This window comes from Campylobacter jejuni (assembly GCF_001457695.1).
Taxonomy (GTDB): Bacteria; Campylobacterota; Campylobacteria; order Campylobacterales; family Campylobacteraceae; genus Campylobacter_D; species Campylobacter_D jejuni.
The window spans coordinates 1,742,606-1,766,442 of record NZ_LN831025.1 but is presented as its reverse complement, the minus strand read 5'-3'; the positions used below and the strand labels follow the sequence as shown (position 1 = coordinate 1,766,442).

General features: G+C 31.4%; 26 protein-coding genes, 4 tRNA genes and 1 pseudogene. 22 read left to right on the top strand and 9 right to left on the bottom strand.

Annotated elements, in window-relative coordinates:
• Positions 1-95: 95 nt before the first annotated feature.
• The 11 genes and pseudogenes from ruvC to AT682_RS09045 all read left to right on the top strand — a co-directional run bounded on the left by ruvC (position 96) and on the right by AT682_RS09045 (position 9,007).
• Positions 96-578 (top strand): crossover junction endodeoxyribonuclease RuvC, encoded by a 483-nt coding sequence (gene ruvC / locus AT682_RS09095; RefSeq protein ID WP_011050020.1) that lies wholly within the window; start codon positions 96-98, stop codon positions 576-578.
• Positions 579-781: 203 nt separating this feature from the next.
• Positions 782-3,379 (top strand): flagellar hook protein FlgE, encoded by a 2,598-nt coding sequence (gene flgE, locus AT682_RS09090; protein ID WP_002882660.1) that lies wholly within the window; start codon positions 782-784, stop codon positions 3,377-3,379.
• Between the two features lie 244 nt (positions 3,380-3,623).
• Positions 3,624-4,007: a preQ(1) synthase gene (gene queF, locus AT682_RS09080; protein ID WP_002834281.1), complete on the top strand. Its 384-nt coding sequence runs from the start codon at positions 3,624-3,626 to the stop codon at positions 4,005-4,007.
• The gene (locus AT682_RS09075) at positions 4,004-4,801 is read left to right on the top strand and encodes a DNA methyltransferase (protein ID WP_002857659.1); all 798 of its coding nucleotides are present in this window, start codon (positions 4,004-4,006) and stop codon (positions 4,799-4,801) included. The genes queF and AT682_RS09075 overlap by 4 nt, the downstream gene beginning before the upstream one ends.
• Before the next feature lie 83 nt (positions 4,802-4,884).
• Complete coding sequence (locus tag AT682_RS10085) at positions 4,885-5,028, top strand: NlaIII/IceA1 family type II restriction endonuclease (protein WP_107706383.1); 144 nt, start codon at positions 4,885-4,887, stop codon at positions 5,026-5,028.
• Positions 5,015-5,686 carry an NlaIII/IceA1 family type II restriction endonuclease gene (locus AT682_RS09070; protein ID WP_002882659.1) on the top strand — a complete coding sequence of 224 codons (672 nt, stop codon included), beginning with the start codon at positions 5,015-5,017 and terminating at the stop codon, positions 5,684-5,686. The genes AT682_RS10085 and AT682_RS09070 overlap by 14 nt, the downstream gene beginning before the upstream one ends.
• A gap of 15 nt (positions 5,687-5,701) precedes the next feature.
• Positions 5,702-5,923, top strand: a complete 222-nt coding sequence (locus tag AT682_RS09065) for a hypothetical protein (protein WP_002882658.1) — start codon at positions 5,702-5,704, stop codon at positions 5,921-5,923.
• Between the two features lies 1 nt (position 5,924).
• Positions 5,925-7,070: a PDDEXK nuclease domain-containing protein gene (locus AT682_RS09060; protein ID WP_002882657.1), complete on the top strand. Its 1,146-nt coding sequence runs from the start codon at positions 5,925-5,927 to the stop codon at positions 7,068-7,070.
• The gene (locus AT682_RS09055) at positions 7,070-8,083 is read left to right on the top strand and encodes a DNA adenine methylase (protein ID WP_002857838.1); all 1,014 of its coding nucleotides are present in this window, start codon (positions 7,070-7,072) and stop codon (positions 8,081-8,083) included. Before AT682_RS09060 ends, AT682_RS09055 begins: the two co-directional genes overlap by 1 nt.
• Positions 8,084-8,091: 8 nt before the next feature.
• Positions 8,092-8,446, top strand: a pseudogene (locus AT682_RS09050) (Gfo/Idh/MocA family protein).
• 108 nt (positions 8,447-8,554) lie between these two features.
• On the top strand, positions 8,555-9,007 hold the full coding sequence (locus AT682_RS09045; RefSeq protein ID WP_376797767.1) for a Gfo/Idh/MocA family protein: 453 nt from the start codon (positions 8,555-8,557) through the stop codon (positions 9,005-9,007).
• On the opposite strand, the gene AT682_RS09040 is transcribed toward AT682_RS09045, so the two are convergent.
• Entirely contained in the window at positions 9,008-9,637 is a 630-nt protein-coding gene (locus tag AT682_RS09040; RefSeq protein ID WP_002853105.1) for a hypothetical protein, read from the bottom strand. It abuts the gene before it with no gap.
• 319 nt (positions 9,638-9,956) lie between these two features.
• On the opposite strand from AT682_RS09040, the gene leuA reads away from it, so the two are divergent.
• Genes leuA through leuD form a run of 4 tightly spaced genes read left to right on the top strand, consistent with a single transcriptional unit; the run spans position 9,957 to position 14,568 of the window.
• A complete protein-coding gene (gene leuA, locus AT682_RS09035) occupies positions 9,957-11,492 on the top strand; it encodes a 2-isopropylmalate synthase (RefSeq protein WP_002870447.1) in 1,536 nt (511 codons plus the stop codon).
• Positions 11,489-12,565, top strand: coding sequence for a 3-isopropylmalate dehydrogenase (gene leuB / locus AT682_RS09030; RefSeq protein ID WP_002882655.1), 1,077 nt, complete (start codon positions 11,489-11,491; stop codon positions 12,563-12,565). The genes leuA and leuB overlap by 4 nt, the downstream gene beginning before the upstream one ends.
• Positions 12,552-13,964, top strand: coding sequence for a 3-isopropylmalate dehydratase large subunit (gene leuC / locus AT682_RS09025; protein ID WP_079263869.1), 1,413 nt, complete (start codon positions 12,552-12,554; stop codon positions 13,962-13,964). The genes leuB and leuC overlap by 14 nt, the downstream gene beginning before the upstream one ends.
• A 1-nt stretch (position 13,965) precedes the next feature.
• Positions 13,966-14,568 carry a 3-isopropylmalate dehydratase small subunit gene (gene leuD, locus AT682_RS09020; RefSeq protein ID WP_002868998.1) on the top strand — a complete coding sequence of 201 codons (603 nt, stop codon included), beginning with the start codon at positions 13,966-13,968 and terminating at the stop codon, positions 14,566-14,568.
• On the opposite strand, the gene AT682_RS09015 is transcribed toward leuD, so the two are convergent.
• From AT682_RS09015 to AT682_RS08995, 5 genes are all read right to left on the bottom strand, one after another.
• A complete protein-coding gene (locus AT682_RS09015) occupies positions 14,548-15,078 on the bottom strand; it encodes a GNAT family N-acetyltransferase (protein ID WP_009883153.1) in 531 nt (176 codons plus the stop codon). The two genes, leuD and AT682_RS09015, sit on opposite strands and share 21 nt — an antisense overlap.
• A 27-nt stretch (positions 15,079-15,105) precedes the next feature.
• Positions 15,106-15,181: transfer RNA gene (locus tag AT682_RS09010), tRNA-Val, on the bottom strand.
• Positions 15,182-15,184: 3 nt separating this feature from the next.
• A tRNA-Ala gene (locus AT682_RS09005) sits at positions 15,185-15,260 on the bottom strand.
• A 187-nt stretch (positions 15,261-15,447) separates the two neighbouring features.
• Positions 15,448-15,999, bottom strand: coding sequence for a glycosyl transferase family 90 (locus tag AT682_RS09975; RefSeq protein WP_002882247.1), 552 nt, complete (start codon positions 15,997-15,999; stop codon positions 15,448-15,450).
• 456 nt (positions 16,000-16,455) lie between these two features.
• Positions 16,456-16,543: transfer RNA gene (locus AT682_RS08995), tRNA-Ser, on the bottom strand.
• Positions 16,544-16,678: 135 nt separating this feature from the next.
• On the opposite strand from AT682_RS08995, the gene AT682_RS08990 reads away from it, so the two are divergent.
• Positions 16,679-16,755, top strand: a tRNA-Met gene (locus tag AT682_RS08990).
• A gap of 13 nt (positions 16,756-16,768) precedes the next feature.
• On the opposite strand, the gene AT682_RS08985 is transcribed toward AT682_RS08990, so the two are convergent.
• From AT682_RS08985 to AT682_RS08975, 3 genes are read right to left on the bottom strand one after another with little or no spacing between them, the layout of a single operon-like run.
• The gene (locus AT682_RS08985) at positions 16,769-16,867 is read right to left on the bottom strand and encodes a hypothetical protein (RefSeq protein WP_002869298.1); all 99 of its coding nucleotides are present in this window, start codon (positions 16,865-16,867) and stop codon (positions 16,769-16,771) included.
• The gene (gene rlmN, locus AT682_RS08980; RefSeq protein WP_002869297.1) at positions 16,864-17,934 is read right to left on the bottom strand and encodes a dual-specificity RNA methyltransferase RlmN; all 1,071 of its coding nucleotides are present in this window, start codon (positions 17,932-17,934) and stop codon (positions 16,864-16,866) included. Before rlmN ends, AT682_RS08985 begins: the two co-directional genes overlap by 4 nt.
• Before the next feature lie 22 nt (positions 17,935-17,956).
• Positions 17,957-18,493, bottom strand: a complete 537-nt coding sequence (locus tag AT682_RS08975; RefSeq protein WP_002882246.1) for a phosphorylase family protein — start codon at positions 18,491-18,493, stop codon at positions 17,957-17,959.
• A gap of 79 nt (positions 18,494-18,572) precedes the next feature.
• Here AT682_RS08975 and rsmA point away from each other — a divergent pair, with 79 nt between their 5' ends.
• The 6 genes from rsmA (at position 18,573) to rplD (ending at position 23,837) form a co-directional block, all read left to right on the top strand.
• Complete coding sequence (gene rsmA / locus AT682_RS08970) at positions 18,573-19,373, top strand: 16S rRNA (adenine(1518)-N(6)/adenine(1519)-N(6))-dimethyltransferase RsmA (protein ID WP_002882245.1); 801 nt, start codon at positions 18,573-18,575, stop codon at positions 19,371-19,373.
• On the top strand, positions 19,342-21,336 hold the full coding sequence (locus AT682_RS08965) for a ribonuclease J (protein WP_079263846.1): 1,995 nt from the start codon (positions 19,342-19,344) through the stop codon (positions 21,334-21,336). Before rsmA ends, AT682_RS08965 begins: the two co-directional genes overlap by 32 nt.
• Before the next feature lie 34 nt (positions 21,337-21,370).
• Complete coding sequence (locus tag AT682_RS08960; RefSeq protein WP_002873252.1) at positions 21,371-22,132, top strand: pseudouridine synthase; 762 nt, start codon at positions 21,371-21,373, stop codon at positions 22,130-22,132.
• Positions 22,133-22,329: 197 nt separating this feature from the next.
• The gene (gene rpsJ, locus AT682_RS08955) at positions 22,330-22,641 is read left to right on the top strand and encodes a 30S ribosomal protein S10 (protein WP_002779353.1); all 312 of its coding nucleotides are present in this window, start codon (positions 22,330-22,332) and stop codon (positions 22,639-22,641) included.
• 9 nt (positions 22,642-22,650) lie between these two features.
• Positions 22,651-23,226: a 50S ribosomal protein L3 gene (gene rplC, locus AT682_RS08950; RefSeq protein WP_002779987.1), complete on the top strand. Its 576-nt coding sequence runs from the start codon at positions 22,651-22,653 to the stop codon at positions 23,224-23,226.
• Complete coding sequence (rplD, locus tag AT682_RS08945; RefSeq protein WP_002791636.1) at positions 23,223-23,837, top strand: 50S ribosomal protein L4; 615 nt, start codon at positions 23,223-23,225, stop codon at positions 23,835-23,837. The genes rplC and rplD overlap by 4 nt, the downstream gene beginning before the upstream one ends.

The following is a 23,837-nucleotide window of genomic DNA, read 5'->3' as shown; positions in this document are numbered from 1 at the left end:
AATCTCTCTTTAAATTTTGCATAATGTATAAATTTTATCTTAAATTTCATAAAAAAAGGTTAAAATCCGCTTTTGTATTTTATTTTTCAAAAGGTATGAATTTGAAAATTTTAGGTATAGATCCAGGTTCAAGAAATTGCGGTTATGCTATCATAGAAGCCAACAAAGGAAAAAACATTCTCATAGAAGCAGGACTTATAAAGATAAAGCCAAGTACCTTACAGTATCAAATCACAGAGCTTTGCGAGGGTTTGGACTTGATTTTTAAAAATCATTCTTTTGATGAGGTGGCTATAGAAGATATCTTTTTTGCTTACAATCCAAAAACCGTTTTAAAACTCGCACAATTTCGCGGAGCCCTATCTTTAAAAATTCTTCAAATTCATGGAGACTTTGCAGAATACACTCCCTTACAAGTAAAAAAAGCCGTTACAGGAAAAGCCAAAGCAACTAAAGAACAAGTTGCTTTTATGGTAAAAAGGCTTTTAGGACTTAGTAAAGATATCAAGCCTTTGGATATCACAGATGCTATCGCAGTGGCTTTAACCCATGCGGCAAATTTAAGAGTTAGGGTGTGATTTTGGTAATTTTCATTACACAAAAGCCCAAAGCTTCATAAACTCCCAAAATACCTTTAAATTTTTTCTATAAATTTTTAAAAAATTCATAAAAAATTTCAAAAGTTGGAACAGAACTTGCTTGTAAACTTCACATAAACGCAAAAGTTTTTTAAAGCCAAAGCGTTAAATTTTTTAAAGCAATATTTTATAAAGGATTTAAGATGATGAGATCACTTTGGTCTGGCGTAAGCGGACTACAAGCACATCAAGTTGCGATGGATGTTGAAGGTAATAACATTTCAAATGTTAATACCACTGGTTTTAAATATTCTCGTGCAGATTTTGGGACTATGTTTAGCCAAACTGTGAAAATCGCTACAGCTCCAACTGATGGAAGAGGCGGATCTAATCCACTTCAAATCGGTCTTGGCGTTTCAGTAAGTTCTACAACTAGAATTCATTCTCAAGGTTCAGTTCAAACCACAGATAAAAACACTGACGTTGCTATAAATGGCGATGGTTTTTTTATGGTAAGCGATGATGGTGGTCTTACAAACTATCTTACAAGGAGCGGGGATTTTAAACTAGATGCTTATGGAAATTTTGTTAATAATGCAGGTTTTGTTGTCCAAGGGTGGAATATCAACTGGGATGATCAAACTATAGATAGTTCAAGAACTCCACAAAATATTTTTATCGATCCAGGTATGCATATCCCTGCAGCAAAATCTACTGAAGTTGCTATCAAAGCGAATTTAAATAGTGGTTTAAATATAGGAACTTCAAGTAGAAATCTTTATGCACTTGATTCTGTTCATGGATGGAATACTAAAACCCAAAGAGCAGAAGATGAAAATGATACAGGAACTACTCAGTTTTATACGACTTCTAAGAATTCTGTAGAAGTGACAGAAAAGGGTGTGGATGCGGGATCACTTTTTAACGCGAAAGGACAAGGACTTAATCTTAGAGATGGACAAGGAATTTGGGTATCTTATGCAGATGCAACATATTCTACCAATAAAGTAGGAGTAAATGCTTTTGATCCAAATTTACAGCAAAATCAAACTGCTGCTTTTTGGGGAACAGCTAATCAAAAAGTGAATTTAGATATAACTTTAAATGGGGTTAGAATTCAAAATGCTGATATTCAAAGTATTGATGATGCTATTGCTTATATCAATACCTTTACTGCACCAACGGATACAAGGGATGGAACAGGTGTAAAAGCGGTTAAAAATAAGGATGGTAGTGGAATTGATTTTGTCAATGATAATGCTGATGGCACAACAGATAATATGAAAAATATCAATCTTGTGGTTGCCAATACCAATACAGCAGGTGAGCTTTGGAATGCTGTATGGAATAACAACAATCAAACATTTACATTTAATAATAATGGTAATGGACAGGCTGGAACACCGACTATTAATAAAAATGGTTCTTCTTTGTGGACAGCTACAAATATTACATTTACACCACAACCTCCTCAAGCAGCTACGAATGTTCAGCTTACTGGTGGACTAAATGCACAAATAATAACAGCACATAAATATATTTATAGTTCAAACCCTGTGGATATAGGTCCTATGTATAATCCTGACGGTGGACCAGCATTCCAGCCTGGTGCTAATGCAACTACAAGACCAACTGAACCAGGTTCAGCAGCTTATTGGGATGCTGTTAATGGTGGACTTTTAAATACTAATGTAAGAACTTTTAGAACCACAGAAGATTTAAGAGAACTTTTACAAAGGGATGCTAGATATGGGGTTGATTATGATGGAAGTGGAACTTTTGCTGCAGCTGATATTAATCAAAATATAAAAGTAGTAGTAACGGCAGATGGACATTTTGCTATTTCCAATGCTAATGAACAATCAACTGTTCCACCAAATGCTATTAATGGTGTAGGAAATGCCACTACAACAGATCCAAAAAATATGAGTTTTAATATAACAGCTTATAGTAACAAACAAGGAACTGTAAGTACTAATGATGCTTTCACTGCTATTTTTAAAGCTTTCGATGGTCCTTTGGTTATAGGAAATCAGATCAAAGAAAGCGAACAACTTAAGCTTTCTGCTTTTTCGGCGGGGCTTGAAATTTATGATTCTTTAGGTTCAAAACACACTTTAGAAGTGCAGTTTGTTAAGCAAAGCACCACTCAAGATGGGGGTAATGAATGGCAAATGATCATCCGTGTACCTGAACCTGCAGAGATTAACACTACAGGCGAAGGACCAAACAATATCATCGTAGGAACAGCTAGATTTAACAATGACGGCTCTTTAGCTAGTTATACACCAAGAACGATAAATTTCTCACCAAACAATGGTGCCGCACCAAATCAACAAATCAAACTTTCCTTTGGAACAAGTGGAAGCAATGACGGCCTTGTAAGCTCAAATTCTGCTTCAACTCTAACAGGACAGGCAACTGATGGTTATACTTCAGGTAACTTAAAACCTGATGCTATCCGTGTGGATGATAAAGGTAATATCTTAGGTGAATTTACTAATGGCAAAACCTTTGCTGTAGCAAAAATCGCAATGGCTTCAGTGGCAAATAACTCAGGTCTTGAGGAAATTGGTGGAAATCTTTTTAAAGTCACTGCAAATAGTGGTAATATCGTAGTAGGTGAAGCAGGAACAGGAGGTCGTGGTGAGATGAAAACCTCAGCTCTTGAAATGTCAAATGTGGATTTAAGTCGTTCTTTAACAGAGCTTATTATCATTCAAAGAGGTTATCAAGCAAACTCAAAAACCATTTCAACGAGTGATCAAATGCTCCAAACTCTAATCCAGCTTAAACAATAATTTAAGCTTAGTATTCTATAAAATATTGTTTTTTGCTCCCTTTAAGGGAGCAAGCCTTGCTTTACAAGCCTATCTTGGTAGTCTTGTAATACTAGGCTTAGGCTTGAACTGCCTTCAATTTATTGCTAACTCACTCTTGCTAGGGGTGAGTTGCAATAAAATTGCATTTTCTTATCTGTATCATAATCGTTTTAAAAACTTATTTTGTTATAATTTTTGCTCGAATTTAAATTTAAGGAAATTTATGCGTTATGGTGAAAAGGAAATCAAAGAATTTGATGTAGAAAATATGGAAATTTGGCCAAATGATGCGAAAAATGACTATATCATTAAAATCACTTTGCCTGAATTTATGTGTTGTTGTCCGCGTTCGGGTTATCCTGACTTTGCGACGATTTATCTTGAGTATATGCCTGATAAATTTGTGGTTGAGCTTAAGGCTATAAAACTTTATATCAATACTTTTATGTATAGAAATGTTTCACATGAAGCAAGTATCAATGAAATTTATAATACTTTAAAAGATAAATTAAAACCAAAATGGATTAAAGTTGTGGGGGATTTTAACCCGCGTGGAAATGTGCATACGGTGATAGAATGTCGTAGCGATATGGTAGTGCCAAAGTGAAATTTAACGATCTTGATTTGAACAACTGGAAAAGTTGTGATATAAATACAGATTCTTTATGGCTTATTGCTAGTCGTGATAAAAGTGGAAAGCATAGAAATATTTATCATGGTAATTTTATACCACAAATTCCTAATCAGCTCATCCGTCGTTATACAAAAAAAGATGATTTAATTATAGATCCTTTTTTAGGAAGCGGAACAACGCTTTATGAATGTGAAAAATTAAATAGAAAATGCATAGGATTTGATATTAATGAGAGCATTTTGGAATTTGTATTAGACAACTTCGGGATAAATTTTGATAATAAGCGCTATTTTTTAGGAAATTGTGATAATACTGATATAAAAAAAGTTGATGAGTTGTTAGAAAATGCTTTGAATAAACTTGAAAGCAAAAAATCTCAGTTTATTATTTTACATCCACCTTATATGGATATAGTTAAATTTAGTGAGAAAAAAGAGGATTTAAGTCAAATTTCAGATTTGAAAGAATTTAAAGATAAAATTTTACTTACTTGTCAAAATTTGTTAAAATACTTAGAAAAAAATCGTTATTTTGCTTTAGTGATAGCAGATTTATATAGAAATAGCGAAATTGTCCCTTTGGGTTTTGAGCTTATGAATTTAATAAAACAAAATTTTAAAGTTAAACTAAAGGGAATTGTTATTAAAAATATAGAAGGAAATCGTGGAAAACTAGGTATTAATGCTATATGGAGATATAGAGCATTAAGGAGTGATTATTATATTTTTAAGCATGAGTATATTTTTGTATTTAAAAAGGAGTTTTAATGACAGAAGATGAAAAAAATTGTTGAAATTAGCAAATTTAAATGAAAATGGTTGTTCCAAGTGGATAGCTAGAGAACAAATTAATAAAGCAGATAAATGGATTTCCATCTACTAGAAAGACCAGTTATTTAAGTAAAACATATATAATAACAAAAGATACGAATATAACAAAAGGAAATTCTGTTGATAGGATAAAATTTGAAGGATTCAAAAATGAAAGTAACTAAAATGGAGTTATTTTTAGAAATTGCTTTGCCGAATGAAAACGGTTTTTCTCGTTGGGTAGATGTAAAAGAATTTGTTAATAAATACAAAAATTTACAACTTGGAAATGGTGGAAGTTGGTGTCGTACTAGTAGTGCTTTAGCAAAAAAATATAAGATAGAATTTGATAAGACCAAGAGCAATGGAAATTCTATTGATAGAATAAGACTCGCAGGTTTTAATACACAAACGCAATTTAATCAAAATATAAGGAAAGATATTAAAGATTTTTATAAAAATAAAAATTGTGTTATGCTTGGAATTAATGGAAAATCTGAAAATACGAAAATAGAAATCGACCATAAAGATGGAAGAAAACAAGATTTAAGAGTATCTAATATTAACTTGCAAAAATTAGAAGATTTTCAACCTTTATGTAAAGCCGCTAATGATATTAAAAGACAAATTTGTAAAAGATGTAAAGAAACAAATATAAGATGGGATGCTAGAAATATTTTAGGAAATCCTTATAATTTTTATAAAGGAGATGAAAATTATACCAAAGAATTAGGCTGTATCGGTTGTTATCAATATGATCCTGTCGCTTATAGAAAAGAAAGTATTAAAAGAATTTCCAAAGAAGTAGAAGAGTTTATATTAAATAAATTTAATATGAAATGAATTTAAGGATAAAATATGAATAATAAAGAAAAAATATTGGATATTGTAAAAGATAAAGAATGGCATTGTTCTATTTGTGATTTTGGAAAATTATCTTCTCAATCTGCTGCTATTATTAGAGATTTAAGAAAAGACGGATATGAGTTTGAAAGTGATCCAAATAATCCTAATAGGTTTTGTCAGATAAAATTTTGCAATAAATGTGATAAAAATACTATTCATAGAAAGTTGAAATAATATGACAACTCATGTTTTTATAGTAGATGTTAATACTTTTAAATATCATTTAGAATATGGGTTTGTTGGCACTGGAAATAAAGACTATTATGTGGACTTTAATAATAACTACAATACATCTTTGCATCCAACAAGTGAAAATTCCATTTTATGTTTAATTGCAGATTTTTCAAGAGTGCAAATTGGTGATTTAGTAATTTTTTATTTACAGCAAAATTGCGAGAATGGTATTTATGAAGGAAAATTTTATGGTTTTTTTAAGATTAGTTCATTGGTGTTTTTAGATAATAATAATGATGATAAACAATTTTTAAAAGATGAGTTGAAAAAATCTTTAACTTTTCGTTGTTTTATTGAACCTTGTGAAGTTTATGCAGAAGGTATTACAGAATGGGAAGCTTTAGATGAAATTAAAGATATTATTTCACCAAATCAGATGCTATGGAGTTTAATTTATAGAAAATTAAAAGGTAATCGTGGAAATACTATGATTACTATGTATGAAAGTGATAGATTAATAAATTTAATAAGAAAAAAAAATAATTTTGTTAATTTATCTTATAATAGATATAGTTTTGATGTATATTTACAGAAAATAATAAATACTAATTTTAGTTTGAATTATAGTGGCAGAATGGAAAAAATTAATATATTGCCTAGATTATTTCAAAAATATTATGATGGTAAACAATTTGAAATGCATCTACAGGTTTATATTTTACAAGAATTTTATAAAACACATTTTTTTGGACTTTTATCAAATGAGCATATAGAATGGTTGGGTAATGAAGTAGGTTGTGGAGTTGGTATGCAAAGTATTGATATAATGGCTTCTAGCTCTATAAATATAAATGGACTTATATACAAAAAAGTTATTCCCGTAGAATTAAAATCTTGTGAAGTTTATCCTGAAATAATACTGCAAATGCAAAGATATATTAATTGGCTAAATCAATATTATGTCCCTAATCATCAATCCTCTATATTACCGGTAATTATATGTAGAAAAACTAATAAAAATTCTACAAATTATAAAATTTTTTATGAAGAAGTGCAGAAATTTAGTATTAATAATAATACTTTACCTTTGATTTATATAGAGTTTTTTATATCTGAAAATCAAATTCAATTTGAAAGAATATTTTAATGAACTATATTGGCTCTAAAGTAAAACTTTTAGATTTTTTATTTGAGAGTATTAATGATATTTTAGCAAAAAGCGATATTAATTTAGAACAATGTACTTTTATAGATTTATTTGCTGGAACTTCAGCTGTTGGGAAAAAATTTAAAAATAAAGTTGAAAAAGTGATTTCTAATGATAAAGAATTTTATAGTTTTGTTTTAGCTAAGAATTATATAGAAAACACTGTAAAAATAAAGCGTAGCAAAGAATTAATTAAGGAATTAAATAATATTGCAAAAATTAATCCTATAAAAGGAAAAATATATAAACATTATTCTTTAGGTGGTGGCGAAAATAGGCAGTATTTTAGCGATTTTAATGCAATGAAAATTGATAGTATGCGTATTAAAATATCAGAGTGGAAATACGATAATTTTATTAACGAAAAAGAATGTTATTTTTTGTTAGCCTCTTTGTTGGAAAGTGCTGATAAAGTAGCCAATACAGCATCTGTTTATGGGGCTTTTTTAAAACATCTTAAACCATCAGCACAAAAAGAACTTATATTATTGCCTGCAGAATTTGAATGCACCCATACAAAACACTTGGTTTTTAATGAAAATGCAAATGATTTAATCAAAAAAATCAAAGGTGATATTCTTTATCTTGATCCGCCTTACAATTCTAGAGAATATGGAGCAAATTATCATGTGCTTAATTCCATTGCAATGTATGATGATTTTATCCCACAAGGAAAAACGGGCTTAAGAGCCTATGAAAAATCTGCTTGGTGTAAGAAAAATTTGGTTTTTGATGCTTTAGAAGATTTAATTAAAAATGCTGATTTTAAATTCATTTTTTTAAGTTATAACGATGAAGGTTTGCTTTCTTTAGAGCAAATTAGACAAATCTTTGAAAAATATGGAAAATATGATTTTAAAAGCCAAATTTATCAGCGTTTTAAAGCAGATTCTAAGCGTATTTGTCAACAAAATAAAACTATAGAATATTTACATATTTTAGAAAAATTTTAAGGAAATAAATGAGAAGAAATGTCGCTTTTTTAGGTGCAGGAGCCATAGCTTCTAAAGTCGCACCTATGCTAAAACAAGCCGGTTTTACTCCTTATGCTGTAGGATCTTTAAGTAATGCTAAGGAATTTGCTAGTGCTTATGGTTTTTCTAAATTTTATACAAATTATGAAGAGCTTGTAAAAGATGAAAATATTGATCTTGTTTACCCCGCATTCTTTGCATTACTCTCACATAAAACTTTGCCTTCAAAATGCTAAAAATGTGCTTTGTGAAAAGTCTTTTACACTAAATTCCAAAGAGGCTAAAGAGCTTATAGAATTAGCAAGAGCTAAAAATTTGCTTTTGGCTGAAGGCATTTGGTAGAGCAAGTTTTATAGGAGAGTTAGTAAGTATAGAAGCAAATCTAGCTTATAATGTTAAGGATATATACCGCATACAAAGCTTAGAGCTTGGGGTGGGGCTTTGCTTGATGTGGGAGTTTATACTTTAAATTTTGCCCTTAGTTTTATACAAGATGAGATTAAAAATATAATGGCAACTTGTAAAAAAATGCCTAGCGGTGTAGATGAGAGTAATGGGGTGATTTTAGAGTTTAGTAAAGGAACTTTTACTTTTTTAAATTCGAGTGTGGCTATGATAAATGATCGCAAAGGAACTATCAATGGGACAAAAGGTTATATAAGCGTGGATAATATCAACAACCCTACTCTTATAGAGCTTTATAATCAAAATAGAAAATGTATCAAAAGCTTAGCTGTGCCAAATCAAATCAATGGTTTTGAGTATGAATTTAAAGCTTGTTTTGAGGCCTTAGAGCAAGGCAAGATAGAATGCGACGCAATGAAACATGATGAGATTTTAAAAGTGATGTCTTTGATGGATAAGTTGCGTAAGATTATGGGGGTAAAATTTATCGGTGAGTGATCAACCTCCACCGATAAAGTATTTTTCAACATCATCAAGTAGTTTTTCACAAATTTGAGAATCTGTATTTTTTTCTACTACAAGATTGATATAAGTTTTAGTATCTCTGAAACTTCCTGCTGATTTTGAATTTTCACGAGTGAGTTTTTGATTCTCTTTAGTATATTCTATAGTGATGTTAAATTTTAGAGCAGCACTTGCTTCACCTAAATTCGTTTTTACTACCACATTCATTTTAGAAGCTTTAGCAAGTGTAGCTTGGGTTTTGTTTATGATCTCTTTAAAGCGTTGGCAAGATCGTATAAGTGTAGCGATAAATTTGTTATCAAGTCCTTCATAAGCTACTTTGAGTTTATTTTTGATATCTTTTGTACTTTCTTTTTCAGGGGCAACAAAAACCATATAAAAACCATTTTTTATAGTCACATTGTCTGTTTTTACATCGCGTCCACTTGACATAACTTTAACATAAATGGCATTATCAAGATAAACACGATCTACCATAGGCCCATAAATTTCGTATTCTTTTTTTCGGACTATGACTTCACGAGCTAGGACATTTAATTTCACGTTGGCTTCGTGGATAACAGGTTCCATTTCTTTTTTAATCTCTAAGAGTTCTTTTAACATCAACTTCCTTTTTGTTACTTAAAATTACAATTATATCAATAATTTTCTTAATTTAAGAATTTTACAAACACATTTACTAAAAATATGATACATTAAGTATTAATTTTAACAAAGGAGGAAAAGATGAAACAAATTTTTGAAATTTCAAATTCAGTCCAACAAAAAAGTAAAGACAATACTTTTAATCTGCTACTGCAACTTTCACTCTAAAACTCAATTTTATTTTTAATCATTTTTTACATTTTTAATTTTTTATTGTTGTTGTTAAGTTTTTGAATTTTTAATTCATTCAGTCTGTTTGGTTTTAAAGGATTAAATCATGAAAGATAATAAAATCATAATCTTTGATACCACTTTGCGAGATGGAGAACAAGCTTTAGGCAGTTCTTTGGGTATCAATCAAAAATTACAAATTGCATTAGCGCTTGAAAATTTAGGCGTAGATGTTATAGAAGCAGGTTTTCCGGTATCTTCACAAGGGGATTTTAAAGCGGTGCAAAAGATCGCTTCTAAGGTTAAAAACTCAACTATTTGTGCACTTTCTAGAGCATTGGATAAAGATATAGATATGGCTTATGAAGCTTTAAAAGTGGCAAAGCATTTTAGAATTCATACTTTTATAGCCACTTCAACTTTGCATATACAAGATAAATTAAAAAAAGATTTTGATGAAATTTTGTCTATGGCAAAAAGAGCGATTATAAGAGCAAGATCTTATACTGATGATGTAGAATTTTCATGCGAAGATGCAGGAAGAACTCCTATAGATAATCTTTGTTTTATGGTGGAAAATGCGATAAAAGCAGGCGCTAAAACTATAAATATCCCAGATACCGTAGGCTATACCTTGCCAAGTGAATTTGCTAATATCATCAAAATTTTATTTAACAAAGTGCCAAATATAGACAAAGCTATCATTTCTGTGCATTGTCACAATGACTTAGGTATGGCAACGGGCAATAGCTTAAGTGCTATTTTACAAGGTGCAAGACAGATAGAGTGCACTATAAATGGACTTGGCGAAAGGGCGGGCAATTGTGCTTTAGAAGAAGTGGTTATGGCGATAAAAACTAGGAAAGATTATTTAAAAGGTTTTTATACTGATATTAAATGTGAAAATATCTCTAAAACTTCAAAATTGGTTTCAGCTATCACTAATGAAAGCATACCTTCGCATAAAGCTATAGTGGGTAGCAATGCGTTTTCTCATAGTTCAGGCATTCATCAAGATGGAGTGCTTAAAAATAGGCAAACTTACGAGATCATAAGCCCTAGTGCCATAGGAATTCATGAAAATCGTATGTTAATGACAGCAAGAAGTGGAAGGGCTATGATAAAAACTTGCCTTGAAAATTTAGGCTATGATGAAAATACTTATAATTTAGATGATGTTTATGAGCGTTTTTTACGCCTTGCGGATAAAAAGGGTCAAGTATATGATTATGATTTAGAAGCTTTGATGTTTTTAAGCTATGAAAATGAAGAAGAAAATGAATTTATACTTGAAAAATTAAGTGTGATCAGTGGAAATATCCCAACCGCTTGTGTTTGTATGCGTATCAAAGAAGAGCTAAAAACTGAAGCTTGCACAGGAAATGGTCCTGTTGAAGCAGTTTTTAACTGCATTGCTAGGATAACAAATTTAAAGCCTGTGTTAAAAGCTTATAGTATCAATGCAAAAAGTTCAGGAGTAGATGCTCAAGGGCAAGTGGATGTGGATTTGGAATTTAAAGGGAGAAAATTCCATGGAAAAGGACTTTCAACAGATGTTATAGAAGCTTCAGCACAAGCTTTTGTGAGTGCTTACAATGCGATTTATCGCTCTTTAAAAGTAGAAGAAAGGAAAATGGCATGAAAACTTATAAAGTAGCTGTCTTAGCAGGAGATGGCATAGGGCCTTTGGTGATGAAAGAAGCTTTAAAAATTTTAACTTTTATCTCACAAAAATACAATTTTAGTTTTGAATTTAATGAAGCTAAAATAGGCGGTGCAAGTATAGATGCTTATGGAGTGGCTTTAAGTGATGAAACTTTAAAGCTTTGTGAGCAAAGTGATGCGATTTTATTTGGTTCTGTGGGTGGGCCTAAATGGGATAATTTGCCCATAGATCAAAGACCTGAAAGAGCCTCGCTTTTGCCTTTAAGAAAGCATTTTAATTTGTTTGCAAATTTGCGTCCTTGTAAAATTTATGAAAGTTTAACTCATGCTTCACCTTTAAAAAATGAGATTATCCAAAAAGGAGTGGATATTTTATGTGTTAGAGAGCTTACAGGTGGGATTTATTTTGGCAAGCAAGATTTAGGCAAAGAAAGTGCGTATGATACTGAAATTTACACTAAAAAAGAGATAGAAAGGATAACTCATATCGCTTTTGAAAGTGCAAGAATAAGAAAGAAAAAAGTGCATTTAATCGACAAGGCGAATGTTTTAGCAAGTTCTATTTTGTGGCGAGAAGTGGTGGCAAATGTTGCAAAAGATTATAAAGATATAAGCTTAGAGTATATGTATGTGGATAATGCTGCGATGCAGATTGTAAAAAATCCTAGCATTTTTGATGTTATGCTTTGTTCAAATCTTTTTGGTGATATTTTGAGTGATGAGTTAGCTGCCATTAATGGATCTTTGGGTTTGTTAAGTTCAGCAAGTTTAAACGATAAAGGTTTTGGACTTTATGAGCCAGCAGGTGGAAGTGCGCCTGATATAGCTCATTTAAATATAGCCAATCCCATAGCTCAAATTTTAAGTGCGGCTTTGATGTTAAAGTATAGTTTCAAAGAAGAACAAGCCGCACAGGATATAGAAAATGCTATATCTTTAGCATTGGCACAAGGAAAAATGACTAAGGATTTAAATGCTAAGTCGTATTTAAATACCGATGAAATGGGGGATTGTATTTTAGAAATTTTAAAGGAGAATAATAATGGCTAAAACTTTATATGAGAAAGTCTTTGATGCTCATGTGGTTTATGAAGGCAAAAACGAACTTCCTATACTTTATATCGATAGACATTTAATCCATGAAGTAACAAGCCCTCAAGCATTTTCAGGGCTTAAAATGGCTAAGCGTAGAATGGCAAGAGCGGATTTAACTTTGGCTACTATAGATCATGATGTTTCAACTAAAAGTGTGGATTTAAATGCTTGTTCTGATATGGCAAAAGAGCAAATTACAACTTTGATGCAAAATACTAAGGAATTTGGAGTAAGGCTTTTAGGACTTGGAGATAAAAATCAAGGCATAGTTCATATAGTAAGTCCTGAGCTTGGCTTTACTTTACCTGGGGTTACTTTAGTTTGTGGGGATTCTCATACGGCAACACATGGGGCTTTTGGAGCTTTAGCCTTTGGTATAGGCACGAGTGAAGTAGAGCATGTCATGGCAACGCAAACTTTAAAACAAGCCAAACTTAAAACTATGAAAATCGAATGTAAAGGGCAGTTTCAAAAAGGCGTTTATGCTAAGGATTTGATTTTATATTTGATCGCACAATACGGCACGGCAAAAGGCACAGGCTATGCTATAGAATTTTGCGGAGAACTTATAAGAAATCTAAGTATGGAAGCTAGAATGACTCTTTGTAATATGGCTATAGAATTTGGAGCGAAAGTAGGTATGATAGCTCCTGATGAGATCACTTTTGAGTATATTAAGGGAAAGGAATTTGCACCTAAAGGAGAAGAATTTCAAAAGTATTGTGAGTATTGGAAGAGTTTAAGAAGTGATGAAGGAGCAAAATATGATGCGAGTATTACTCTAGATGTAAGCAAGATAAAACCACAAATTAGCTATGGAACAAATCCTTCGCAAGTGATTGGCATAGATGAAAAAATTCCAAAAATAAGTGATTTTAAAAATCAAAGCGAGCAAAAATCTTTGCTTGATGCTTTATATTATGTAAATTTAGAGCAAGATCAAGTTATAGAAGGGGTAAAAATCGACATTGTATTTATAGGATCTTGCACAAATGGGCGTTTAGAAGATCTTAAAATAGCTGCTGATATCTTAAAAGGGCGCAAAATTCATAAAAATGTTAAAGCTTTAATCGTGCCTGGTTCAATGCAAGTAAGAAAAGAAGCTGAAAATTTAGGACTTGATAAGATTTTTATCGAGGCAGGGTGTGAGTGGAGATATGCAGGGTGTTCTATGTGTCTTGGTATGAATGATGACAAAGCAAATTCAGGTCAAAGAGTTGCTTCAACTTCAAATCGTAACTTTGTAGGCAGACAAGGTAAAGGTTCTATCACTCATTTGATGAGTCCTGCAAGTGCGGCAGCTTGTGCCATAGAAGGTGTTATTTGTGATAATAGAAAGTATTTAGGAGTTTAATATGCAAAAATTTATTATACATAAAGGTATAGCTTGTCCTTTAGAATATGCCAACATAGACACAGATCAAATTATACCTAAACAATTTTTACTTGCAGTGTCTAAGCAAGGTTTTGGCAAGCATTTGTTCCATGATTTGCGTTATTTAGATGATAAAGAAAGTGTTTTAAATATGGATTTTAATCTCAATAAAAAAGAATATCAAAATAGCTCTATTTTGGTAAGTTTTGAAAATTTTGGTAGTGGCTCTTCAAGAGAGCATGCGCCTTGGGCTTTGGTTGATTATGGTATTAGAGCTATTATCGCACCTTCTTTTGCGGATATTTTTAAAAACAATGCCTTAGGAAATGGTTTGCTTACCATAGAACTTGCTAAAGATGAGGTTTTGGGAATAGTTGATGAGTTAAAAAAATCCCAAGATAAAAATATAGAAATTTCTTTGTTGGAAAAAAGAGTATTTTTTAAAGATAAGATTTTTTCTTTTGATTTAGATGATTTTCACAGAATTTGTCTTTTGGAAGGACTTGATAATATAGCTTTAACTTTAAAACATGAAGCACAAATCAAAGCCTATGAAAAAAACTCAAAAAGCTTTTTGGTTTAGAATTTTTTCATAAGCTAAAAAAGGATCTTGGTAATTAGGTATGTCAAAGTTTCCACAAAAATTAAAATCAAGCTTTTTAAAAAGCGAATTCATAGGAAAATTTTTACTATGAGTATCTGCTCTTAAACTTGCCTTGTGATTTTCCAAGGCAAAATTTTCGCAAAAATTTAAAAGTTTTTGTGCCACGCCTTTGCCTTTTGCATTTTGTTTGACGGCTAAACGGTGTAGATAAAAGGCTTTATCATCATAATTTTTGTTAAAAATAACTTGTTTGTAAAATTCAGGTTCAAATTTTTCATTGATACAGATAAAGCCTAAAATTTCATCATTTTCTTTAAACACATAAAGTTCTTGTGCTTGTATATCTTCTTGAAAAACTATTTCATTGGGATAATTCTCATCCCATTGGTGAAAATTCATAGTTTTCATAGCATTTAAAGCATCTTTTGTGATTTCAAGTATAGAATTTAAATCTTTATGGATGGCTTTTTGTATGATAGTGTTTTGCATGATAATCCTTTGTATAAGGAAGGGTGATGGTGGCTCCGATTGGACTTGAACCAACGGCCACTACCATGTCAAGGTAGTGCTCTACCAGCTGAGCTACGGAACCATATGGTGGAGCATAGCGGGTTCGAACCGCTGACCCCAACGCTGCCAGCGTTGTGCTCTCCCAGCTGAGCTAATGCCCCTTTATAAGTCTGAGATTTTATCGCAATATTACTTGTTTTTGGCTGAAAACTAAAATCAAATTTTTAATTTATGATGTAATATATGTATAAAAAGATTTATTTTTTATGAAAAATTAGAGAATTAATGAGAGTAATTTACTATTTGATTAATTCTAAAATATCTCTTTTTTTGTTAAGTTCAAGTTGTCTAGAGTAATAAAAATATTTGGTCAAAACCAAAATTCCTATATGGAATTCTTAAAAATTTCTTAATATATTGATGAGCATTATTAATAATTTCCAATGCATCTTTTGGGCGACTTTTAAAATATTCAATTACTGCTGACAAATTCTCATTATCAATCAAAGCAAAGTGATAATTTTGTTTTAAAGTTCCTTCCATAAACCAAGTTTCGCAAGTTATTTTTGGAGCTAAAACTAAAGAATTAGAATTCATAGCCCATTTTAAGTTGCTTGCTACATCGTTACCCTCTAAAGAAATTATAAATTTATATTTCATTTGTTCTTTTTTGTTTAAAAAGTTTTTTTTCCATTGGCTAGGTTGTTTTGAAGTATCTCCTATATCGCAAAAAGTTCTACCAAAATAAGAATCAAAAAATTCTTTTCGATGTTTTTGATATACTGCTCCTCTAAATATCGCTATATCCTTTTTATTTTCATAGTTTATGTTATCTTTTAAAAAGCAAAAGTGCCTATTTTTATCAAGTTTTAATAAAATATTATTTATATTATTTTCCAAAGATCTCGATTTGCAAATAGTTGCTTCTTTAAAAGTATGTCTTACATCGCCAAATTCTTTATTCCATAAAAATTCATCTTTAAAGTATTTACTGATTTCATAAGCATCAAAAGCATAAGAGGTGCTTTTAAAAGGAAATTTTCCTATTTTTTCCTTTGCTGTAGGTGTAAAAAATTCATTTATTTGATTATAATATTTAACTCGAGTTTGTATTTCTTCTAAGTCTTTAATATTGTATTTTAAAATATCATTAAAAATTTTATCTAAATTTATTTGAAAAATATCTTGGTATAAAAGATATTCCTATTCCTTTTAAATTCATTAAAAGTCTTGATTGTAGCATTATAAAAAACCTAATAAATAAAATTTTTAATATTTTATCAAAAATTTAAGAATTTATAAACAATAAAATAACTTTTGACAAAACAATAATATTTTAAATATTAAAAATAAGAATGGCAGACAGGAAGGGATTCGAACCCTCGAAAGCTTGCACTTTACACGCGTTCCAGGCGTGCTCCTTCAACCGCTCGGACACCTGTCTATGAAATAAAGCGTTCATTATATCTATAAAAGCTTTAAAAATAAAGAAATTTTTTAAATATTGAAAATAAAATTATTTTTTTAAAAAATCAGAAAATTTTTAGTAAAAAGTAGTATAATTATATTTTTATTTTTAGTCAGGGTAGCTCAGCTGGTTAGAGCGCTGGTCTCATAAGCCGGAGGTCGGGAGTTCAAGTCTCCCCCTTGACACCATTAAATGTAATAATTATTTTTTTTCTTTTGTTACTACAAAAACAATTCCACCAAAACCTATAATCACAACAGCTGTTATAAAAACGATTTCAAAAATATCTAGCATTGTCATTGTTCTTTTGCCCTTTCTTTAAGCTGTCCACAAGCAGCTGAGATATCAAGCCCTTTACTTTCTCTTATAGTACAAGTTACACCTTTATTGCTGAGTAAATCTTGAAATTTAATCGCGTTTTCTAAACTAGGGCGTTTATATAAGCTTCCTTCATGCGGATTAAAGAGTATTAAATTCACTTTAGCTTTAATGCCATTTAAAAGCTTGACTAATTCTTTAGCGTGTTCAAGCTTATCATTGATACCATCAATTAAAAGATATTCAAACATTACCCTTTTTCTTTGATCTATAGGAAATTCACGCACCGCATCCATAATCGCAGCGATATTATAAGCTTTATTGATAGGCATAAGTTCGGTTCGAAGCTCATCATTAACTGCATGCAATGATATAGCAAGTAAAACACCTAAATTCATTTGACCTAATTCTTTGATTTGTTTTGCCAAACCGCTAGTACTGATGGTTTGACGGCGAGGACTTATGGCAAGCCCATCATTTTGTGCTAAAATTTTTACCGCTTTAGAAACATTTTTAAGATTATCCAAAGGCTCGCCCATACCCATATATACTATATTTACACGGCGTTCGTAAGGGATATTGTTTTGTTTTTTGATCCATAAAATTTGTCCAACTATCTCTCCTGTGCTTAAATTTCTTTTCAAGCCACCTTTAGCGGTAAGACAAAAACTACAGCCACTTTTACAACCCACTTGAGAAGAAACACAGATAGTGTATCTCGCATGAGAAATTCTTTTGCCTTCTGTGTTTATTTTTTCTTTTTTCATAGGTAAAAGCACGCTTTCTACCCTTAAACCATCGATAAGTTCAAAAAGATATTTTATACTTCCATCTTTACTTTGCTCATTTTTAACACATTTTACAGGAGAGAAATGAAAATTTTGCGCAAGTTCTAAACGTAGATCTTTTGGTAAACTTGACATATCAGAAAAATTATTGGCGTATTTTTGATAAATCCATTGATAAATTTGTTTCACGCGAAACATCGGTTTGATTTTTTCTCCTAATTCTTCAGGTAAAAAATCTAAAATATTAACAAGCTCTTTCAAAATTATTTTCCTTTTTGAATTTTTAAATATAATGATATTTTTTTAAGTATTCTTCTAATTTTTCTTTTGCCTTTTGATGATTTTTTATAAAATCTTCGTGAGCATTTTCATTGCAAAAATTTGTTGCACACAAAATACACTCTGCATCAATATTTAAATTTTTAGCTACGCTCAAAACAGAAAAGGCTTCCATATTTTCTGCAAAAAAACCTAATTTCGAAAATTCTTTTGCTGCTTTTGAATTTTGACAAATATAATTTGAAGAATTGATCTTGATTGTTTCACGAGAAACATTTTCTTTTTCTAAACAAATTTCATATTTTGTAGGAGTATAAAAAGCGTGTGAAATTTTAGAAAATTCTACATTAAAAGCATATGAACTTCTATAAATTTCTAAAATTTCTCCTTTATCATAAAGCCCACAAGTTCCTATAAATATAAGTTTTGATGGTTTTTCTTTGAAGCAAAGTTGACCCAAATGAAAAGCTGATTCAACCAAACCTATACCTATAGCTTTTGCAAAAGAAAAATTTTCATTTCCACCCGCACAAACAATCATTTTGATCCTTATGAAATTTTACAAAAATAATTCTACCTAAAAAGACTTAATTAAGAATTTTTAGATAAAATTATTTCTTATGGTTAAAGCAAAAAAACAATACGGACAAAATTTTTTAATCGATAAAAGCGTATTAGCAAAAATCATCCAAGCCATACCCAAAGAGATGAACAATATCATTGAGATTGGGCCTGGCTTAGGTGATTTAACGCAAGAACTTTTAAAAATTTCTCAAGTAAAAGCTTATGAAATCGATAATGATCTTATACCTATTTTAAAAAAGAAATTTCAAAAAGAACTTGAATGTGGAAAATTTAACTTGATCCATCAAGACGCAAGCGAAGCTTTTAATCCTAGTCTTGATGAAAAACCATATTTTTTGGTTGCAAATTTGCCTTATTATGTTGCAAGTCACATTATATTAAAAGCTTTAGAAGATAAAAATTGTCTAGGGCTTATTGTAATGGTGCAAAAAGAAATGGCTGAAAAATTCTGCGCTAAAGAAGGAAATAGTGAGTTTTCTTCCTTAGGTGTTTTAAGTGCAATGATTTGCGAAAGAAAAATACTTTTTGATGTTGATCCACAATGTTTTAATCCGCCGCCAAAAGTTATATCAGCGGTAATGAGTTTGATTAAAACTAAGGATTTTAATGAACTTTGCGAAATAGAAAATTTCAAAAATTTTCTAAAAGACTGTTTTAAAGCTCCTAGAAAACAACTCTTAGGAAATTTAAAAACATATAAAGCAAAAGTTTTAGAAGTTTTAAGCACCCTTGGCTTAAAAGAAAACATCAGACCACATGAAATTTGCGTTGATTCATACCTTAAAATTTATGACAAATTAAAGGATAAATATGGACGAAAACAAAGAGATAAATAAAAACAAACAAAATCCGAACTCAAATTCAAAAAACAATAAACGCTATAAATATAAAAATCGTAGAAAAAAATTAGCTGATTCTTTGCAAAATGAAAATGATACTCCAAAAATTGATCAAAATTCCAACAAGGAAAATTCTGAAAACTCAGAAAATAAAACTGAGAAAAAAAAGAAGAAAAATCGCAATCTTCCTTCAAAACTCACAGGTAATGAAGATTGGCAAATCGCTCTTGCAGAATGTATAGAAGCTAACCGTGTTTCACATGAAAACCGCTTACACCCTTTAAAATATAATAATTCTAGCGAGCATAAAATCCGCATCACTCCTTTAGGAGGTTTAGGAGAAATTGGTGGAAATATCAGTGTTTTTGAAACCAATAAAGACGCAATTATAGTAGATATAGGTATGAGTTTTCCTGATGGAACTATGCATGGGGTAGATATTATCATCCCTGATTTTGACTATGTAAGAAAAATTAAAGATAAAATTCGTGGTATAGTGATCACTCATGCACACGAAGATCATATCGGTGCAGTGCCTTATTTCTTTAAAGAATTCCAATTTCCTATCTACGCTACACCTTTGGCTTTAGGAATGATTTCAAACAAATTTGAAGAACATGGCTTAAAAGCAGAACGCAAATGGTTTCGCCCTGTAGAAAAACGCCGTGTTTATGAGATAGGCGAATTTGATATAGAGTGGATTCATATCACACATTCTATCATTGATGCTTCAGCACTTGCGATCAAAACAAAAGCAGGAACTATTATCCACACAGGTGATTTTAAAATTGATCAAACCCCAATCGATGGCTATCCAACAGACTTAGGACGTTTGGCACATTATGGAGAAGAAGGGGTTTTATGTCTTTTAAGCGATAGTACAAATTCGTACAAAGAAGGTTATACAAAAAGTGAAAGCTCTGTAGGGCCAACTTTTGATCAAATTTTTGCACGTACCAAAGGCAGGGTGATCATGAGTACTTTTAGTTCTAATATCCACCGTGTTTATCAGGCTATCACTTATGGTTTAAAATACGGCAGAAAAGTTTGTGTGATCGGTCGTTCTATGGAAAGAAATCTTTATACCACTATGGAATTAGGCTACATCAAACTTGATAGAAAAATTTTCATCGATGCTGATGAAGTAAGCAAATATAAAGACAATGAAGTGCTTATCGTAACTACAGGAAGTCAAGGCGAAACCATGAGTGCGCTTTATAGAATGGCAACTGATGAGCATAAATTTATAAAAATCAAACCTACAGATCAAGTGATTATTTCAGCTAAAGCCATACCAGGAAATGAAGCAAGTGTTTCTGCGGTGCTTGACTATCTTTTAAAAGCAGGAGCTAAAGTAGCGTATCAAGAATTTAGTGAAATTCATGTAAGCGGACACGCTAGTATAGAAGAGCAAAAACTTATGCTAACCCTTACCAAACCTAAATTTTTCTTACCGGTTCATGGAGAATACAATCACATCACTAAACACAAAGAAACAGCGATGAAGTGCGGTATCCCTGAAAGAAATATTTATCTTATGAGTGATGGCGATCAAGTAGAACTTTGCCAAAAATATGTCAAACGCATAAAAACCGTAAAAACAGGTAAAGTTTTTGTAGATAATCAAATCAACAAACAAATCGCCGATGATGTAGTTATAGATCGCCAAAAACTTGCAGATAGTGGCATAGTGGTTATTATCGCACAAATTGACAAAGCCACAAAAACACTGATCAATAAACCAAGAGTATTTAGCTATGGGTTAGTAGCTGACAAACACGATCATGCTTTTAGCAAAGATATGGCTGAAGTTTTAGGACAATTTTTCATCAATGTTAAAGATGAAGTACTCAATGATCCAAGATTTTTAGAAAATCAAATCCGCCAAGTCTTAAGAAAACATATCTTTAGAAAGATTAAAAAATACCCAACCATAGTTCCAACTATTTTTGTAATGTAAAAAAGGGCAAAAACGCCCTTTTAAGGAAGATCAAATGAGAATTAATAAATTTATATCCCATAACACTCGTTATTCACGCCGTGAAGCTGATGAACTTATCAAACAAGGCTTAGTAAAAATAAACAACAAAATTGCCCTTTTAAGCGATGAAGTTAAATTTGATGATAAAGTCTTTGTTAAGGGCAAAAGAGTGCAAAAAAGAACGCAATTTAGCGTGATAATCTACCATAAACAAAAAGGTGAAATTGTCAGTAAAAAAGACGATCGTGGAAGAAAAACTATATACGATACCTTGCCAAGACAATTTAGTACTTGGCTTAGCGTAGGTAGGCTGGATTATGCAAGCGAGGGCTTGCTTTTGCTTACAGATTCTCCTGTGATTGCTGATGCTTTAATGCATAGCGATTTAGAAAGAGAATACTACCTTAAAGTTAAAGGTACGGTGAGCAAACAAGTCATCGAAGCCATGCAAAATGGGCTTGAGATTAAAAATGAAAAAAAAGGCGCACACGCAAAAACCAAAATCACCTCTATGAGTTTTGCTCCTTTTATAGACTTTGAAATTTTTGGATCAAGTGGAGGTTATACTAAGCTTAGAGTGGTTATAAATGAAGGTAAAAATAGAGAGCTTAGACGCTTTTTTGGACATTTTGATCTTGAAGTCATGGATCTTAAGCGTGTTGCTTTTGGGGCTTTAGATCTTGGTATGTTAAAGGTGGGAAAACATCGCTATTTGGAAAATGGAGAATATGAAAAATTAAGAGATTTTTTGAAATTTAATGAAATAAGATATTGACCATTATATGCAAAAATTTAAAAAATAATGATAATTTTTAAATTCTAAAAATTCTATTTTTATCCTTTTTAAAAGGAAAATAATAGAAAAATTTCATCAAATTCCTTGACTTTGAAAACAAGATTTTATATACTCTCATTTCAATTTTTATAAATTGGTTAGTTTTTAACTAACGAGTTCTTTTTAAAGGAAATATTATGGAAAGAATTAGGCTTAAGCTAAAAGCTTATGACCATCGAGTACTAGACAGAACAGTTGCAGCAATCGTAGAAGCTGTTAAAAGAACAGGTGCGGATATCAGAGGTCCGATACCAATGCCTACTAAAATCAAACGCTATACAGTTTTAAAATCTCCACACATTAACAAAGATTCTCGTGAGCAGTTTGAAATAAGAATTCACGCACGTATGCTAGATATAGTAGCAGCGACTCCAGATACAGTTGATTCTTTAACTAAGCTTGATTTAGCGCCAGAAGTAAGCGTTGAAGTAAGAGCTATGGGTAAGTAAGGATAAGATATGGAATATATTGTAGAAAAAATCGGAATGAGCAGAACAATTACTAATCCAAGTATCGCTGTAACTTTACTAAGAGTTGTAAATGCAAAAGTATGTGAAGTTGAAGGCGGAAAGGCTTTAGTAGCATATCCAAAAGGTAAAGCAAGTAATAAATGTGTCGCAGGACAACAAAAAAAGTATAATCTTTCTGCAGAATACAATAGATTTGCGACTTTAGAAGTAGCAAATACTGAAGCAGGAGATTTAGATGAAACTCCATTAAATGAAGCAAAAATTTTAAAAGTAAGCTTTAACACTAAAGGTAGAGGTTATAGCGGTGTTATGAAAAGACATAACTTCGCAGGGGGTCCAGCAAGTCACGGTTCTAGATTTCACAGACGCCACGGATCTATTGGCAATAGAGAATGGCCAGGTCGTGTTCAACCAGGTATGAAAATGGCAGGACACTATGGAAATACTAAAGTGACCGTTAAAAACGAAGTTGTATCTTATGATGCTGAAAACAAAATTTTAGTAGTTAAAGGTGCAGTACCAGGTTATAATGGTGCTATGGGTAAAATAAGGATTGCAAAATGAGTAAAGTAGTTGTTTTAAATGATAAATTAGAAAAAGCAGGTGAACTTGATTTACCTTCAAAATATGCGGAAGTAAATCCACACAATCTTTACTTATATGTAAAATCTTACCTTGCAAGTTTAAGAGCAAATACAGCTCATACTAAAGGTAGAAGTGATGTAAGTGGTGGTGGTAAAAAACCTTGGAGACAAAAAGGTCGTGGCGGTGCTAGAGCGGGTTCAACAAGAACTAACGTTTGGGTAGGCGGTGCGGTTGCTTTTGGTCCAACAAATGAAAGAAACTACTTCCAAAAAGTAAATAAAAAACAAAAAAGATTGGCGCTTGAAAGAGCTTTAGCAGATAAAGCAGCTAAGGGAGCGTTATTTACTGCTGATTCTTTGGCTATTGAAAGTGGTAAAACAAAAGATGCAAACGCTGTGATTAAAAAACTTGGCGTCAAAGATGCTTTAATCGTTAAAGATTTACTAGATGAAAAAACACTTTTAGCTTACAGAAATTTAGCAAATTGCTATGTAGTTGATGTAACTGAAGTAAATGCTTATTTAGTATCTGTATTTAATGCTGTTATCATAGAAAAATCAGCGTTAGAATCTATTACAAAAGAGGGATAA